Source organism: Pantoea jilinensis, from assembly GCF_019104105.1.
GTDB classification, from domain to species: Bacteria; Pseudomonadota; Gammaproteobacteria; order Enterobacterales; family Enterobacteriaceae; genus Pantoea; species Pantoea eucalypti.
The window spans coordinates 2749588-2766212 of the sequence record NZ_CP077746.1; the positions used below are offsets into that span (position 1 = coordinate 2749588).

The 16625-nt window shown below is 56.7% G+C and carries 18 protein-coding genes; 10 read left to right on the forward strand and 8 right to left on the reverse strand.

What is annotated here, in order from left to right:
• Window positions 1-272: 272 nt before the first annotated feature.
• On the forward strand, window positions 273-497 hold the full coding sequence (gene cspD, locus KTJ90_RS12965) for a cold shock-like protein CspD (protein WP_003849316.1): 225 nt from the start codon (window positions 273-275) through the stop codon (window positions 495-497).
• An 87-nt stretch (window positions 498-584) separates the two neighbouring features.
• On the opposite strand, the gene KTJ90_RS12970 is transcribed toward cspD, so the two are convergent.
• Entirely contained in the window at window positions 585-2222 is a 1638-nt protein-coding gene (locus KTJ90_RS12970) for an ATP-dependent nuclease (protein WP_078804219.1), read from the reverse strand.
• A gap of 128 nt (window positions 2223-2350) precedes the next feature.
• Between KTJ90_RS12970 and KTJ90_RS12975 the strand changes: the two genes are divergently transcribed.
• The 3 genes from KTJ90_RS12975 to ltaE all read left to right on the forward strand — a co-directional run bounded on the left by KTJ90_RS12975 (window position 2351) and on the right by ltaE (window position 6175).
• Window positions 2351-3250, forward strand: a complete 900-nt coding sequence (locus KTJ90_RS12975; protein WP_003849311.1) for a LysO family transporter — start codon at window positions 2351-2353, stop codon at window positions 3248-3250.
• 130 nt (window positions 3251-3380) lie between these two features.
• Window positions 3381-5102, forward strand: coding sequence for a pyruvate oxidase (gene poxB, locus KTJ90_RS12980; protein WP_499024852.1), 1722 nt, complete (start codon window positions 3381-3383; stop codon window positions 5100-5102).
• A gap of 71 nt (window positions 5103-5173) precedes the next feature.
• A complete protein-coding gene (gene ltaE, locus KTJ90_RS12985) occupies window positions 5174-6175 on the forward strand; it encodes a low-specificity L-threonine aldolase (protein WP_003849308.1) in 1002 nt (333 codons plus the stop codon).
• A 4-nt stretch (window positions 6176-6179) separates the two neighbouring features.
• Here the strand turns inward: ltaE and KTJ90_RS12990 are convergent, their stop codons facing one another.
• Window positions 6180-7004, reverse strand: a complete 825-nt coding sequence (locus KTJ90_RS12990; RefSeq protein WP_499024855.1) for an N-acetylmuramoyl-L-alanine amidase — start codon at window positions 7002-7004, stop codon at window positions 6180-6182.
• Complete coding sequence (locus KTJ90_RS12995; protein WP_003849304.1) at window positions 7001-7321, reverse strand: heavy metal-binding domain-containing protein; 321 nt, start codon at window positions 7319-7321, stop codon at window positions 7001-7003. Before KTJ90_RS12995 ends, KTJ90_RS12990 begins: the two co-directional genes overlap by 4 nt.
• A gap of 105 nt (window positions 7322-7426) precedes the next feature.
• Here KTJ90_RS12995 and KTJ90_RS13000 point away from each other — a divergent pair, with 105 nt between their 5' ends.
• The 6 genes from KTJ90_RS13000 to artJ (KTJ90_RS13025) all read left to right on the forward strand — a co-directional run bounded on the left by KTJ90_RS13000 (window position 7427) and on the right by artJ (KTJ90_RS13025) (window position 11903).
• Window positions 7427-7966 carry a lipoprotein gene (locus tag KTJ90_RS13000; RefSeq protein WP_003849298.1) on the forward strand — a complete coding sequence of 180 codons (540 nt, stop codon included), beginning with the start codon at window positions 7427-7429 and terminating at the stop codon, window positions 7964-7966.
• Between the two features lie 223 nt (window positions 7967-8189).
• Entirely contained in the window at window positions 8190-8918 is a 729-nt protein-coding gene (gene artP / locus KTJ90_RS13005; RefSeq protein WP_499024862.1) for an arginine ABC transporter ATP-binding protein ArtP, read from the forward strand.
• 15 nt (window positions 8919-8933) lie between these two features.
• Entirely contained in the window at window positions 8934-9665 is a 732-nt protein-coding gene (artJ, locus tag KTJ90_RS13010; protein WP_003849295.1) for an arginine ABC transporter substrate-binding protein, read from the forward strand.
• Between the two features lie 6 nt (window positions 9666-9671).
• Window positions 9672-10388: an arginine ABC transporter permease ArtQ gene (artQ, locus tag KTJ90_RS13015; RefSeq protein WP_003849293.1), complete on the forward strand. Its 717-nt coding sequence runs from the start codon at window positions 9672-9674 to the stop codon at window positions 10386-10388.
• On the forward strand, window positions 10388-11056 hold the full coding sequence (artM, locus tag KTJ90_RS13020; RefSeq protein ID WP_003849291.1) for an arginine ABC transporter permease ArtM: 669 nt from the start codon (window positions 10388-10390) through the stop codon (window positions 11054-11056). The genes artQ and artM overlap by 1 nt, the downstream gene beginning before the upstream one ends.
• A gap of 115 nt (window positions 11057-11171) precedes the next feature.
• The gene (gene artJ / locus KTJ90_RS13025) at window positions 11172-11903 is read left to right on the forward strand and encodes an arginine ABC transporter substrate-binding protein (protein WP_485522317.1); all 732 of its coding nucleotides are present in this window, start codon (window positions 11172-11174) and stop codon (window positions 11901-11903) included.
• 20 nt (window positions 11904-11923) lie between these two features.
• Here the strand turns inward: artJ (KTJ90_RS13025) and rlmC are convergent, their stop codons facing one another.
• The 5 genes from rlmC to potG form a co-directional block, all read right to left on the reverse strand.
• Entirely contained in the window at window positions 11924-13054 is a 1131-nt protein-coding gene (rlmC, locus tag KTJ90_RS13030) for a 23S rRNA (uracil(747)-C(5))-methyltransferase RlmC (protein ID WP_078804217.1), read from the reverse strand.
• Between the two features lie 41 nt (window positions 13055-13095).
• The gene (locus tag KTJ90_RS13035) at window positions 13096-13563 is read right to left on the reverse strand and encodes a YbjO family protein (protein WP_008925827.1); all 468 of its coding nucleotides are present in this window, start codon (window positions 13561-13563) and stop codon (window positions 13096-13098) included.
• A 75-nt stretch (window positions 13564-13638) separates the two neighbouring features.
• The gene (gene potI / locus KTJ90_RS13040; RefSeq protein WP_078804216.1) at window positions 13639-14484 is read right to left on the reverse strand and encodes a putrescine ABC transporter permease PotI; all 846 of its coding nucleotides are present in this window, start codon (window positions 14482-14484) and stop codon (window positions 13639-13641) included.
• A complete protein-coding gene (gene potH, locus KTJ90_RS13045) occupies window positions 14481-15443 on the reverse strand; it encodes a putrescine ABC transporter permease PotH (protein ID WP_003849283.1) in 963 nt (320 codons plus the stop codon). The genes potI and potH overlap by 4 nt, the downstream gene beginning before the upstream one ends.
• 9 nt (window positions 15444-15452) lie before the next feature.
• Entirely contained in the window at window positions 15453-16586 is a 1134-nt protein-coding gene (gene potG, locus KTJ90_RS13050; RefSeq protein ID WP_003849280.1) for a putrescine ABC transporter ATP-binding subunit PotG, read from the reverse strand.
• Between the last annotated feature and the right edge of the window lie 39 nt (window positions 16587-16625).

Sequence of the window (16625 nt, forward strand, 5' to 3'; positions counted from 1 at the left end):
GTTGAGAGTTTAACATGCCTGTCAAGCTGCGGGCCGCTGCTGAAAATTTATTCAGAAATAACCTTGCGCGACCTGCATCACAAAATTTGCAATAGCGTTAACTGCCTCAAATTTTGATGATTTTTTCCCCATCCGGCCCGGTGGTTTGCTTGACGCCAGCGGCGCTTTCTCTACATTCTACCTGCACAGGCTGATTGAGTTTTAATCAAATCCGACTCACAGCTTCAAAGACCTCACCTACTTATAAAATGTCTTGCGAGGGAAGTAAAAGCATGGAGACGGGCACCGTTAAATGGTTCAATAATTCCAAAGGCTTTGGCTTTATCTGTCCGGTTGGTGGTGGCGAAGATATTTTTGCGCACTACTCCACCATTCAGATGGAAGGCTACCGAACGCTAAAGGCAGGCCAGCAGGTTCAGTTCGATGTGCATGAAGGTCCGAAAGGCAATCACGCCAGCCTCATCGTGCCGGTTGTTGAGGTACAGGCCGTGGCCTGATACTGAACCCACCTCTGTACAGAGCCCTAAAAATGCCAGCCAGTGCCGCTGGCATTTTTCATTTTTGACAGGCCATGTTTGACAGGCTTAGTCCGCCTGACCCTGCGCCAGCCCAATCACCCGGGCAAACATCTGCCGCATTAACGGCGGGATGGCTTCCGGCCCGCGTTCCGCCGCCGATGTCGCCACTGCGATCGCCAGTTCCGGCTTGGAGCTCTGGTGAATCGCTTTGGTAATAATACGCCTGGAACTCATCGGCGCGTTTAACGGCAGGTGCGCCATTTGATGATAAACATCCTGAAACCCCTGGTGATAGAGAAAGTTTTCCATATCCAGCGCGGGTAACTGCGTCAGAAAACGCGGCTCAGGATCACCCGGCTGTAACTGCGTGCGCGCCGTGCTGGCATATTTATTACCCGCCTGATCGCCATCTGTCAGCACGTGCCAGGCGATCCCCATGCGTCGGGCAAATTTCAGCAGCGGCTTCAGGCCCGATTGCGCAAACTCAATCACTTTCACCCCTTCCGCCGCGAAGTTGTAACCACACTGCTGCGCCAGCTCATTCATAATCCAGACCTCGGTTTCACCTTCGACCAGCAGCCAGCAACGGGCAAACAGGGCCGCCGGTCGATTGACGCGAATATGAAAGCCGATACGCCGACTCTCTTCGGCACTCAGACCTTCCGGACCGATGCGCCAGGCTGCTACGCGTGAGGACTGACGCACCAGACGGCAGACGTTTTCTACCGGCACCTGCGACAGCAGTTCAGCTGAATTGGTCGTGACGATTTTCTGTAGCGGCAGCAGCTTCAGCAGGTTCCAGGCCACGGACAGCATAATCGGATGCAGGCGGGTTTCCGGATCTTCAATCAGCAGCAGCGGCCGCGCACCGGCAGCTAGCGGAACGTCGCCTCGTGCTTCGATCAACAGGGTAAACATCTGCAGCAAAATCAGCTGACGGCTGCGGGAGTCAGTTCCGGCAATCAGCTGATTCAGATGATCCAGCGCCCGCCATCCCTGCACCCCATCGCGCATCTGCGGATCCCGTGACCGGGCCTCACTGCCTGCACCAGGCGGTTGCACCAGAAAATAGTGCTGCATCAATTGCTGCATCGTCTTGAGGCCCTGTCTCAGCACCTCATCGCTGAGTTGCTGAGGATGTTGCTCCAGATCGCGCGCCAGCGTCTCCATGCCCGCCAGCAGCTCAGGATGGGGACCGGTCACGGGCGCACGGTTCCGCGTTCGCTTGCTGAAACGCGCGTCGCGCAACCGCAATACCGGATAACGCGTCAGCAACAGGTCGATTGCGTCCGCACAATTCTGCTCAGGCAACAGCTGGGCATTTACGTCAACGAAACGGCGACGGGTGTCGATGCCGCCGTCACGCCAGGTGGCGCTGACGCTGTAATAAAGCCGACGCTGGCCCTGCGCATCACGCTGCCAGAAGGTCGAGAGCACCGCGTCCGGATCGCTTCCGTCATCCCGAAAGTGGAACACCACTGAAATACGGCGCATCGGATCGGTCACATCACCCGGTGTAAAATGGAAATCCGCCCCAGTAAAAACATAGGCCGGTTCATGAGGAGAGAGCAGCAGGCTCATGACATCCAGCAGGCTGGATTTACCCCAGGCATTCTCACCAATCAGCAGAGTGGTGTGCGTTAAAGGCAGTGAGAGCTTATTGATACCGCGGAAGCCGCGAATGTCGATATGTTCCAGAATCATAGGCGTCCATCCTCAGTTTATAGACAGCATGGTTGTCGCCCGCGCGCCGGTCAAGCCGCTTTATCAGGGTTTACTCCGTTATGCTTTTTCGCTAGCGTGTGACCTCTTCTCCCAGGGATGGCAATGATATGTACTCCGGACTTCTGATTATTCTGCTGCCGCTTATCGCAGGCTGGCTGTTACCCTTCCGTAAAACCGCCACCCTGCGTCGGGTAAATCAACTGCTGGGCTGGATGGTTTACGTCATTCTGTTCTTTATGGGCATCAGCCTGGCCTTTCTCGACAACCTGAGCAGCAATCTGCTGGCCGTTTTTCATACGGCTCTGGTGGCGGCGTTCTGCATTCTGCTGTGCAATGTACTGGCGTTGCGCGGGCTGGAGAAATATGCACCGTGGCAGCATGCGCACCGGCAGGAGAAGCTTCCCTCGCGGCTGCATATGGCACTGGACTCGCTGAAGCTATGTGGCGTGGTTGTCATCGGTTTTCTGCTAGGTCTGACCCAGTGGTCACTGCTGCACCACGCCTCGACGGCCAGTGAATATGCGCTGATCTTCCTGCTGTTCCTCGTGGGGATTCAGCTGCGCGGCAGTGGAATGACTCTGCGTCAGATTATCCTGAACCGTCGCGGTCTGCTGGTTGCCAGTGTGGTGCTGGTCAGCGCGCTGGCAGGTGGCATGATCGCGGCATTACTGCTGGGTGTTCCGCTAAAAACCGGTCTGGCGCTAGCCAGCGGCTTTGGCTGGTACTCTCTCTCTGGCATATTGATGACCGAAGCTTTTGGCCCGGTCATTGGCAGCGCCGCCTTCTTCAACGATCTGGTGCGTGAACTGGTCGCAATCATGCTGATCCCCGCGCTGATTGGCCGTCATCGTTCCAGCGCGCTGGGGCTGTGCGGTGCCACCTCAATGGACTTTACCCTGCCGGTACTGCAGCGGGCGGGCGGCAACGAGATTGTCCCTGCCGCTATTGTGCACGGTTTTGTGATGAGCCTGCTGGCCCCGATTCTGATCGCCCTCTTCTCTGCCTGAATTCGGTCTGAGATGTGCTGAGCTCTGCCAGCGCATTTTTTCACGCCTGCTTTTCTGCCGTGTCGTCTACGCTTCTTTTTTCGATTCTGGTCACGTCACTCTTCATGGCGGGCCGACAAAGGAGAAGATCATGAAACAAACCGTGGCGGCGCTGGTCGCCAAAACGCTGGAAAGCGCGGGCGTAAAACGCATCTGGGGCGTCACCGGAGATTCCCTTAACGGCCTGAGCGATAGCCTGAATCGCATGGGCACTATTGAATGGATGCCGACACGCCATGAAGAGGTCGCCGCCTTTGCGGCGGGTGCGGAAGCGCACATCAGCGGCGAACTGGCGGTCTGCGCCGGCTCCTGCGGACCAGGCAACTTACACCTCATCAACGGCTTGTTCGACTGCCATCGTAACCGCGTCCCGGTGCTGGCGATTGCGGCACACATTCCCTCCAGCGAAATCGGCAGCGGTTATTTCCAGGAAACTCATCCCCAGGAGCTGTTCCGCGAATGCAGCCACTACTGTGAGCTGGTCTCGAATCCTGAGCAGTTACCGCAGGTGCTGGGCATCGCGATGCGCAAAGCCATTCTCAATCGCGGTGTCTCAGTCGTGGTGCTGCCGGGTGATATCGCCCTGAAACTGGCGCCAGAAAGCGCCCGCACTGAGTGGTATCCACCGCAGTTGCCGCAGGTCCTGCCGCAGACTGACGAACTGACCCGGCTGGCACAGACGCTGAACGACGCCTCTGACATCACGCTGCTGTGCGGCAGTGGCTGTGCCGGTGCGCATCAGGAGGTGGTGGCGCTGGCTGAAGCGCTTAAAGCGCCAATTGTGCATGCGCTGCGTGGCAAAGAACACATCGAATATGACAACCCTTATGATGTTGGCATGACCGGTCTGATCGGTTTCTCATCCGGCTTCCACGCCATGATGAATGCCGGGACGCTGGTATTGCTGGGCACCCAGTTCCCCTATCGCGCATTCTATCCGGAAAACGCGAAGATCATTCAGATTGACATCAACCCGGGCAGCCTGGGATCGCATTGTCATGTCGATGAAGCGTATGTCGGCGATGTGAAAAGCACGCTTCAGGCGCTGCTACCGCAACTGACGACCAAAAGCGATCGCAAACATCTCGACAGTGCGGTTAAACACTATGGCGAGGCGCGCAAAAGTCTCGACGAACTGGCGCAGTCCAACGACAAACAGCCAATTCATCCGCAATATCTGGCACAGCAGATCAGTCACTACGCCAGCGATGACGCTATTTTTACCTGCGATGTCGGCACCCCAACCGTGTGGGCGGCGCGCTATCTGAAGATGAACGGCCGACGTCGCCTGCTGGGTTCGTTTAACCACGGCTCGATGGCGAATGCGATGCCACAGGCGCTGGGTGCGCAGTCGATCAATCGCAATCGTCAGGTTGTCGCGCTGTGCGGCGACGGCGGCTTCAGCATGCTGATGGGTGATTTTATCTCGCTGGCGCAGCTGAAAATGCCGGTGAAACTGGTGATTTTCAACAACAGCGTGCTGGGCTTTGTGGCGATGGAGATGAAAGCGGGCGGCTATCTTACCGACGGCACCGAGCTGGAAAATCCTGACTTTGCCGCTATCGCCCAGGCCTGTGGCATCCGGGGTATCCGGGTGGAAAAGGCCTCAGAACTCAATGGTGCGCTGGAGCAGGCATTTGCCCACGATGGCCCGGTTCTGGTGGATGTGATTACCGCCAAAGAGGAGCTGGCAATGCCGCCGCAGATCAAAATGGAGCAGGCCAAAGGCTTCAGTCTCTACATGCTGCGCGCCATCATGAATGGTCGTGGTGACGAGGTGGTAGAACTGGCGAAAACCAACTGGCTACGGTAAAACAGAGGTTCCATCCAGGCGGGCGCGATGCCCGCCTTTTTTTTCTCTTCCGCCACATCCAGGAGCATAAGGTGATCGATTTACGCAGTGATACCGTGACCCGGCCCAGCGCCGCCATGCTAAACGCGATGATGTCTGCCGAAACCGGCGATGATGTCTACCGTGACGATCCTACCGTCAATGCGCTGGAAGCAGAAGCCGCACGATTAAGCGGCAAAGCAGCAGCACTGTTTTTCCCTACCGGCACTCAGGCAAATCTGGTGGCATTGCTCAGCCACTGCGAACGCGGCGATGAATATATCGTCGGTCAGCAGGCGCACAACTACAAGTATGAAGCAGGTGGCGCGGCGGTGCTGGGGAGCATTCAGCCTCAACCGGTGCTGGCCGCCGACGATGGCACTCTGCCGCTCGACGTGGTGGCGGCTGCCATCAAGCCGGACGATATTCACTTCGCCCGCACCCGCCTGCTGAGTCTGGAAAACACCCATCATGGTAAAGTCCTGCCGCTGGCGTATCTGGAACAGGCGTGGACTTTTACCCGTGAGCATAAGCTGGCGCTGCACATTGATGGCGCACGTATTTTCAATGCGGTGGTGGCGCAAAAAACCACGCTGGCTGCGATGGCCCGCTATTGCGACACCCTGACCATCTGTCTCTCAAAAGGCCTGGGCACGCCGGTGGGTTCACTGCTGTGTGGCGATACAGCGCTGATTGAGCGCGCCCGTCGCTGGCGTAAAATGACCGGTGGCGGCATGCGTCAGACCGGTATTCTGGCGGCGGCGGGTCTCTACGCATTGGAACACAACGTGACGCGACTCCAGGAGGATCATGACAATGCTGCCTGGCTGGGACAGCAGCTGCATGAGCTGGGCGTCAGCGTTATCGATCAACAGACCAACATGCTGTTTGTGGCGGTGCCGGAAGCACAGGTCAAACCATTAGGTGAGTGGATGAAAGCGCGCGGCGTGTTAATCAGCGTGGGGACACGTACCCGGCTGGTCACCCATCTGGATGCTGATCGTGCGGCACTGGAGCAGGTTGTCGCCCACTGGAAAGCGTTTCTGCAACAGTAATCCGCTATTCCGCCGCGCCATACTTCTCCAGTAGCGCGGCCGCTATCGCGGCGGTTTCGGCATCGGGCTGACCGCGATAATCCGCAGGCCGGAAGTGCATCTGAAACGCGGCAATCACTTTCTGCTGCTCACGCTTACTCATCTCCGCCGTCGCCGCATAACCGAAGCGCTGCAGGTTTTCCATGAGTGGCTGCACCGGCACCTGTGCGTGTGGATCCTGACCCGCTAAATAAAACTGCACCCGTCCGGCATCAGGCCATGCGCCCAGTCCGCGCTGCGCCAGCTGGTGCCACGGGAAAAGTGGACCCGGATCCTGCTTGCGCTGCGGCGCGATATCGCTGTGACCGACAATATTTTCCGGTGGGATGCCGTAGCGCTGTGCAATATCACGCACCAGGGCCTCCAGCGTGATGATCTGCGCGGCGGTAAAGGGCTGCCATTCAAGACCGGTCAGCGTCCGGCGATATCCCCGGTTCACCAGCTCAATGCCAATCGAGGTGTCGTTGATGCGACTGGCTCCGCGCCAGAAACTGGGCCCGGCATGCCAGGCAAGTTGCTGCTCCGGCACCAGCTGCCAGACAATGCCTTTGCCGGCGCGCTGAGGCGGCTGACGGGGGATCAGATAATGGACGCTGACCTCCCGATCGGTGAGGGTCGCCAGCGACAAAGAAAAATCTTCGGCGGTATAGTGGATGACAATCACCTTAACCCGCGGTCGCGCCCCCTGAGCGGGATGCCGCAGATCGGCCCAGTAGCCGTCACGGGATTCTATCCCGGAGTGGCAGCCCGCCAGCAGCAGTGCCAGTATCAGCAACAGCCCGCGTTTCAACGAATAATCACTGCCGTGCCGCTGACGCTGACCATCAGCATACTGCCATCTTTGCCGACCGTTTCGTAATCGATATCAATACCGACCACCGCGTTGGCACCCAGCGCTTTTGCCTGTTCTTCCAGCTCTTCAAACGCAATCTCGCGTGCTTTACGCAGCTCTTTCTCATACGCGCCGGAACGGCCGCCGACCACATCACGGATGCCCGCAAAAAAATCACGGAAAATGTTCGCACCAAGAATCGCTTCGCCAGTGACCACACCACAATATTCACTGATGCTGTGGCCTTCCAGCGTCGGGGTTGTTGAAAATTTCATCGCATTCTCCTTGTTGAAATCAGGCTAAGGCTCTTTCGACTAAAAAGCACAGCTATACTCTATGCTAAAAAGGGCACCTTGCCAGAGAACCATAAGGAAATCGAGATGAGAAACAACGCGTTTGCGCTAATGATCCCGGCGGCCCTGCTGCTTAGCGCCTGTACCACCGTTGAGCCAGTCATTAAGGATAATGGCCCGCGAACCGCCCCCTGCATTGAAGGCGGTCCTGACCAGGTTGCCCAACAGTTTTATGACCTGCGTGTTGAACAGCCCACGCAGGGTCTGCCTGACAGCAACACACTGGCAAAATATCGCCCTTACCTGAGTGATGCGCTTTACCACTCCCTGCAGGCGGCCAGCGGCAGCAATGCCGGCGCACAGTGGCGGAACGGTGATCTTTTCTCCAGCCTGTCACAGGGCCCGACAGCCGCCAGCGTTGCTGATGCATCTACTATTCCAAACCGTGATGCACGCAACATCCCGCTGCGGGTAAAACTGAGCCGCGACGGAAAGGAGTGGCAGGATGAAGTGCTGATGATTCATCAGGGCACTTGCTGGGTCGTTGACGACGTGCGCTACATGGCGAACCCTGTGCATGCCGAGGGTGGAAGCCTGAGCCAGATGCTTGAAAAGTCAAAAAAATAACCTGATATTTTAGCGCTATGAAAAGCGCAGCCACCTCAGGTGACTGCGCTTTTTTATTGCCGCAGCCTGCCCCACGGCATCGGGCTGGCGCCAGACACTGCATGATATTGTGCTAAGCTTTTGCTGTTTACCTGTTGTTTTACAAATTTTAACCCACCTTATTTGCATAACTATTCTGGTGACGTTAAAATCCGCGACACTAATAGCTATTCAAATCTGGCGCATGAGTATTCAACTAAACGCAATAAACTGCTTCTACGGTGCTCATCAGGCGCTGTTCGACATCAACCTTGAGTGTCCGCAAGGCGAAACCCTGGTACTGCTTGGCCCAAGCGGTGCGGGCAAGAGTTCGCTGCTGCGGGTTCTTAACCTGCTGGAGCAGCCTCGTTCAGGTCAGTTGCAGATTGCCGGCAATCAGTTCGACTTCACTCAGAAACCCTCTGACGCCGCGATTCGCGAACTGCGCCAGAACGTCGGTATGGTGTTCCAGCAATATAATCTCTGGCCGCATCTCACCGTGCTGCAGAATCTGATTGAAGCGCCCTGCCGGGTGCTGGGCCTCAGCAAAAGTGAAGCGCGTGCCCGCGCCGACAGGCTGCTTGATCGTCTGCGCCTCACGCCTTACAGCGATCGCTTCCCGCTGCACCTCTCTGGTGGTCAGCAGCAGCGTGTGGCGATTGCCCGCGCGCTGATGATGGAGCCGCAGGTGCTCCTGTTCGATGAGCCAACAGCCGCGCTGGACCCTGAAATTACCGCACAGATTGTCAGTATCATTCGCGAACTGGCGCAGACCCGCATTACCCAGGTGATTGTGACCCATGAAGTGGAAGTGGCACGTAAAACGGCCAGCCGCGTTGTTTACATGGAGAACGGTCGCATTGTGGAACAGGGCGACGCCAGCCGCTTTACACAGCCGCAAACCGACGCGTTTGCTCACTATCTTTCGCACTAAGTCAGGATGCTAAAAATGAAAAAAATGGTACTTGCTGCACTGCTTGCCGGTTTTAGCCTGAGCGCTACCGCGGCACAGACAATTCGTTTTGCGACCGAAGCCTCTTATCCTCCTTTTGAGTATGTGGATGCAGATAACAAGATTCAGGGCTTTGATGTTGATCTGGCTAACGCACTGTGTAAAGAGATCGACGCGACCTGCACCTTCACTAACCAGGCGTTCGACAGCCTGATCCCAAGCCTGAAATTCCGTCGCTTTGATGCGGTGATGGCGGGCATGGATATCACGCCGGATCGTGAAAAGCAGGTCCTGTTCACCAAGCCTTACTACGACAACTCGGCGCTGTTTGTGGCCCAGAAAGGTAAAGTCGCCAGTGTTGAAGCGCTAAAAGGCAAGCGCGTTGGCGTCCAGAACGGCACCACACATCAGAAATACCTGACGGATAAACACAGCGACATCACCATCGTTCCTTACGACAGCTATCAGAACGCGGTGCTGGATCTGAAAAATGGCCGCATTGATGCCGTATTTGGTGACACCGCCGTGGTTAACGAGTGGCTGAAGCAGAATGCTGCGCTGGCTGCTGTCGGCGATAAAGTTACAGATAAAGCCTACTTTGGTACTGGCCTGGGTATTGCGGTTCGCACCGGTAACACCGAGCTGCAGACCAAATTCAATGGCGCGCTGGATAAAATCAAAGCGGATGGTACCTACAAGACCATCTACAGCAAATGGTTCCAGCAGTAATCTCCGATGAATGAAATGATGACCCTCGCAAGCGCCGCCGGGATGACCGTCGGCCTTGCTGTTTGTGCTCTCATCGCTGGCCTGGTGCTGGCGATGATTTTCGCTGGCTGGGAGTCACTGCGCCTGAGACCACTGGCGTGGATTGGCACCGGCCTGGTGACGCTGATCCGTGGCCTGCCGGAAATTCTGGTGGTGCTGTTTATCTATTTTGGCGCATCACAGCTGCTGCTCACTCTCTCTGATGGTTTCACACTGAACTTCGGACTGTTTACGCTGCCGGTTCAGATGCAGATTGAGAACTTTGATGTCAGTCCTTTCCTGTGTGGTGTGATTGCGCTGGCGATGCTCTATGCCGCCTACGCCTCACAGACGCTGCGCGGCGCACTTAAAGCGGTGCCTGTTGGTCAGTGGGAATCGGGACAGGCGCTGGGCATGAAAAAATCGGCCATATTTCTGCGGCTGATTATGCCCCAGATGTGGCGTCACGCCCTGCCCGGTCTGGGCAATCAGTGGCTGGTGCTGCTAAAAGATACCGCACTGGTCTCGCTGATCAGCGTCAACGATCTGATGCTGCAAACCAAAAGTATTGCCACCCGAACGCAGGAGCCCTTTACCTGGTTCCTGGTGGCGGCCGCGATCTACCTGGTGATTACGCTGTTCAGCCAGGCGGTGTTACGCCGCATTGAACTGCGCACGACCCGCTTTGAACGGGGGAACAGCTGATGCTGGCCTATCTGCCTGAACTTCTGAAAGGGCTGCACACCAGCCTGACGCTGACGGCGGCCTCGCTGGTGGTGGCGCTGCTGCTTGCACTGATCTTCACCGTGGTGCTGTCGCTGAAAACGCCGGTGTTTAATCCGCTGGTGAAGGGCTTTATCACACTGTTTACCGGCACGCCGCTGCTGGTACAGATCTTCCTGATCTACTACGGTCCGGGACAGTTTCCGTCGATCCAGCAGATCCCCTGGCTGTGGCATCTCCTGTCGCAGCCGTGGCTGTGCGCGATGCTGGCGCTGTCGCTGAACAGCGCGGCTTACACCACGCAACTGTTTTACGGTGCGGTCCGGGCGATTCCTTCCGGACAGTGGCAATCGTGCGCGGCACTTGGCATGGGTCGCAAAGACACCCTGCGCATCCTGCTGCCCTATGCATTTAAACGCGCCCTCTCCTCTTACTCCAATGAAGTGGTGCTGGTGTTTAAAGGCACCTCGCTGGCCTACACCATCACTCTGATGGAAGTCATGGGCCACGGCCAGTTGCTCTATGGCCGCACCTACGACATCACGGTCTATGCCGCGGCAGGTCTGATTTATCTCTGCGTTAACGGTTTACTGACGCTGATGATGCGACTGATCGAAAGACGCGCGCTGGCATTTGAGCGGCGTAACTGAATTCCGGGCGAGGCCTCTCGCCCTTTCCGCCTGAAAAATCACCCTAATTGCATAAAAATTCATTTTATGGCAGGGTATTGCCCTCTCTGGCTGACCACATCACAGGAATCATAAAATGAAAAAATGGATTATTGCCGCTGCGCTGGCAACGCTTACGATCAACGCGCAGGCCGCGGAAAAGATCCGCTTCGCCGCCTCAGCAACCTATCCACCGTTTGAAACGCTGGATCGGGAAAATAATCTGGTGGGGTTTGATATCGATCTGGCCAAAGCGCTGTGTCAGCAGATGAAAGCAGAGTGCACTTTTACCAACAACGCCTTCGACAGCCTGATTCCGTCACTGAAGTTTCGCCGCTATGACGCGGTCATTTCCGGCATGGATATCACCGCTGAACGTAGCAAGCAGGTCGATTTTACCCAGCCTTATTACGCTAACTCCGCCATTGTGATCGCGCAGAAGGGCAAGTTCAGCAGCTTCAGCGATCTGAAAGACAAACGCATCGGCGTTGAAAACGGCACCACTCACCAGAAGTACCTGCAGGATAAGCATCCGGAAGTGAAAGTAGTCGCGTATGACAGCTATCAGAATGCGATTCTGGATATGAAGAATGGCCGACTGGATGGCGTATTCGGCGACAGCGCGGTGGTGAATCAGTGGCTGAAGACCAATCCGGATCTCGCCACGGTCGGTGAACATGTGACGGATGCAGACTACTTTGGCACCGGCCTGGGCATTGCGGTGCGGAAAGGCAATACTGCGCTTCGCGATCAGTTCAATCAGGCGCTGACCGAACTGAAAGCTAACGGCAGCTGGCAGCAGCTTAATCAGAAGTGGTTCCCGGAGTAATGCCGGGAATTTCACCGGACTCAGTGGTGACGGCGGGTTAACAGCGTCAGCACTTCAAAATGGGCGGTATGCGGGAACATATCAAACAGCTGTACCTTTGTGACCTCATACGCACTCAGCCGGGCAATATCCTGCGCCATGGTCTGCGGATTACAGCTTGAATAAAGCAGATAATCCGGGGCCATCTGACTGAGATAATCACACAACGCCTCACCAATCCCCCGGCGCGGCGGGTTCACCAGCACCAGCTGCGGCACCGCGTCGCGCCCGGTCGCAAACGACGTAGAGTCCAGCGCCGCAAACTGCACTTTCTCCAGCCCCAGCATCTCAGCGGAACGTTGGGCGCATTTAATCGCCTCAGCGCTAATCTCAATGCCGGTCAGTTCCATCTCTGGTGTCGCGCAATGCAGGCCAAAACCGCCTACGCCACAGAAGAGATCCCACATACTGTTAACCGGCAGCGCACGCACCCAGTCGCGTGCGGTGGCATAGAGTGCACTGGCAACCTGCGGATTGGTCTGGAAGAAGCTCTGCGGGCGGATCCACAGCGGCACGCCGTTGAAGTTCTCTGCCAGCGACTGCGCGGGCGTCAGCGCAATCTCCTCATCCCCTTCCAGAATCGCCATATGCACCGGCTGAATATTGGCAGAGATCACCGCCAGCTGCGGCAACTGCTGTTGCAGCCAGGGCAATGCCGCACGCAGCTGTTCCAGTTTAGCGGTTGAGCGCAGGACAAAACGGAGCATGATGCCGCCCTGCTGGCTCTCAGTGATCAGCAGGAATTTCAGTTCGCCGCGTTTACGTGCCACGTTATAAGGCGTCAGGCCGGCACGGGCAATAAAGGGTTTTAGCGCCGTAAACACCGGCTGGAAGCTGGCGGGATAGAGCGGACAGTCGCACAGATCGACAGCCTCGCCATCACGATGGATAAGCCCCAGCACCGGACGCTCAACACTGCCGCTGACCACCATTTTGGCTTTGTTACGGAATGCCTGTTGTGGTGAGGTTACCGGCGGCAGCCAGGCTGTAACCGGCTGCTCAGCCAGTAACTGCTCAAGCATCGACTGCTTGTCGCTCAGTTGAATGGGATAGGGTTTTTCCAGCCACTGACAGGAGCGGCAACGATTAGCGTCATAAAGCGCGCAGTGCATGGTAAAGCCTTAACGATGGGGTCGGGCGGAGCGCGATTGTATCATCGCTTCCTGAAAAAAGCGCGGCTGCTGGCAGGCAGAAACAGCAGCATCAGCACCAGCAGGTCGGGAATTTTCTGCGACAGCGTATGGTGGATTATCTGGACATTATTGTCGCCATCAATGCTGAAAATTTCCGGGTAGATTCCCCCCAGCGAAGCGAACAGCATATAGATCAGCACAATCACCTGTGTCGCCACATAGCCCCAGCGTCCACGGTTACTACCGCGCATCAGAATAAAGGCGCAGCGCAGTTCGAACAGGAAGATCAGCTGGCTGGCGATAAAGATGAGTGTAGAGTCCCAGGACTGGGCGCTGCGGTGCACAAAGTTGGCGAGTTCGCTGTAACCCAGCTCGTTTGCCAGCATCAGAACGCTCAGGCAGCGGGTCGCGATAATAGCAATGCCCGCAACCGTCACCGGAACCGGTGCGCCTGAGAGCGTAGCGCTGCTTTTGAAGATGTCTGACATAGTCCGTGACTCCACCTGATCGAAAAACGGGCCGGTTAAACCGGCCCGTTTATATAGTGGCAAAACTCAGGGATTTCAGCCACGTTTAGCTTTCTGAATATCGCTTAAACGCTGTTTTTCTTCGTGCGCCATAAATCGCCAGGCGATAAAACCGACTAAACCGACCACAAACAGGATCAATGAAGCCAGCGCATTGATCTCCGGGTTAACGCCGCGTCGTACGGTGGCGAAAATCGCCATCGGCAATGTCGTCGCGCCCGGTCCGGTCACGAAGCTGGCAATCACCAGATCGTCGAGCGACAGGGTAAACGCCAGCAGCCAGCCGGTGACAATCGCTGGCGCAATCATTGGCACGGTAATCACGAAAAAGACCTTCAGTGGCGTGGCACCCAAATCCATCGCAGCCTCTTCAATTGAGCGGTCCAGCTCACGCAGACGCGAGTTAATCACCACCGCCACATAGGCGGTACAGAAGGTGACGTGTGCCAGCCAGATGGTCAGCATGCCGCGTTCGCTCGGCCAGCCAAACGCGTTACCCATTGCGACGAACAGCAGCAGCAGTGACAGCCCGGTGATCACATCGGGCATCACCAGCGGCGCGGTCAGCATAAACGCAAAACCGTTGTGTCCCCGGAAGCGACCAAAGCGAACGATAATCACTGCTGCCAGCGTGCCCAACACCACCGCCATCGTGGCAGAAAGTCCGGCGATGCTCAGACTCAGCACCACCGCGTCGATCATCGCGCTGTCCTGGAACAACACCCTGTACCAGTGGAACGAAAAGCTCTCCCATACCGTCACGAGCGGGGAGCGGTTGAAGGAGTAAACCACCAGCAGCAGCATCGGCGCATAAAGGAACAGGAAGCAGCAGGCCAGAATAGCGGTACGCCATGGCGAGCGAATAGTTGGCAAATTATTCATGCCTTCTCTCCCATTTCACGGTTTTGATGCTTATGGAACCAGATGATCGGCAGAATCAGGATCAGCAGAATGATCACCGCCAGCGCGGAAGCCACCGGCCAGTCGCGGTTGTTAAAGAACTCCTGCCACAGGATACGGCCAATCATGATGCTGTCCGGGCCGCCCAGCAGTTCAGGAATCACGTACTCCCCTACCGCCGGGATAAAGACCAGCATCGATCCGGCGATGATGCCGCCTTTAGTCAGCGGCACAATCACGCTGAAAAAGGTCTTCAGCGGACGCGCGCCCAGGTCCAGTGAGGCTTCCACCAGCGAGTAGTCGATACGGGTCAGCGCGGTGTAGATTGGCAGCACCATAAACGGCAGATAGCAGTAGACGATACCGATATAGACCGCGGTATTGGTGTAGAGGATCACCAGCGGATGATCGATTACGCCCAGCCACAGCAGGAAGCGGTTCAGAATGCCGTTGTTGTTCAGCAAGCCCATCCAGGCGTAGACGCGAACCAGAAACGAAGTCCACGACGGCAGAATGACCAGCAGCAACAGAATGGTGCGCATCGACGGCTTACTGTGCGCCACGGCCCAGGCGAGTGGATAGCCAATCAGCAGACAGATGACCGTGGAGATCGCCGCTACTTTCAATGACTGCAGATAGGCGTCGATGTAGAGCGGATCGTCAGTCAGCGTCAGATAGTTGCCGAAATTGAGCACAATGCTGAACTGGTCATCTGCCCAGCTCACCAGCTCGGTGTAAGGGGGAATCGCTCGCGCTATGTCTGCGAAGCTGATCTTCAGCACCGTCAGAAACGGCAGCAGGAATAACAGCACCAGCCAGACATAAGGCAGTGCGATCACCAGCTTGCGGCCATGCTGCATTTTTACCCGCGTGGCCCAGCGTTGCAGCGGCGTGCCGACCAGTCGGGCAGGCGCTTTAGCGCGTTGGAAAATCTGGCTCATAGCCGCTCCTTAAACCGTCAACACCACGCAACTGTCGCTTTCCCAGCAGAGGCGGACTTCATCGCCCCAGGTTGGCAACCCTTTGCGGTAGCGATGCGCGTTTTGCAACTGTGCGCTAATCATCTGTCCACTGTGCAGACGGACATGGAAAATAGAGAGGTCGCCGAGATAAGCGATGTGAACCACTTCTCCCACCGCAAAGTTATAGCCATCGGCGGGTACTTCATCGCACAGCATGACTTTTTCAGGACGCAGCGCCACATGCACCGGCACGTTATCGACCACCGAGACATCGGAATCGACTTTCAGCGGATGCATCAGGCCGGGACTGTCGATCACCAGGCCATCCGCCTGACGTTCACGCAGTAACCCTTCGAAGACGTTAACCGAACCGATAAACTCCGCGCTGTAACGGCTGGTCGGATGCTCATAGATCTCTTCCGGCTCGCCAATCTGCACGAATTTACCGCGATTCATAATCGCAATGCGCCCCGCCATGGTCATCGCCTCTTCCTGGTCGTGCGTCACCATCACGCAGGTCGCGCCAACGCGCTCCAGAATATCAACCACTTCCAGCTGCATTCTGTCGCGCAGTTTCTTGTCCAGAGCACCCATTGGCTCATCCAGCAGCAGCAGTTTTGGGCGTTTCGCCAGGCTGCGGGCCAGTGCCACGCGCTGACGCTGACCACCGGAGAGCTGATGCGGTTTGCGTTTCGCAAACTCCTGCATGTGCACCAGCGCCAGCATTTCGGCGACCCGACTGTTTATCTCCCCTTTCGGCAGCCGGTCCTGCTTCAGACCAAAGGCGATATTCTGCTCCACCGTCATGTGCGGAAATAGCGCGTAGGACTGGAACATCATGTTAATCGGGCGCTGATAGGGAGCAACGTGCGACAGATCCTGTCCATCCAGCACAATCTGGCCGCTGGTGGGCGGCTCGAAACCGGCCAGCATGCGCAGCAGCGTGGATTTGCCACAGCCCGATGCACCCAGCAGGGCAAAGATCTCACCTTTATAGATAGTCAGGCTGACATCATCCACGGCGTGCTGGCCGTCAAAGGATTTGGTCAGATTGCGAATTTCCAGCAGCGGCGTTAACGCTTTTGCGGTTTTATTTTGAGGACGGGGAATGGCATCGTTCACAAAGGGTTCTCTCCGGAGCCAGGCGGAACATTGCGGCAA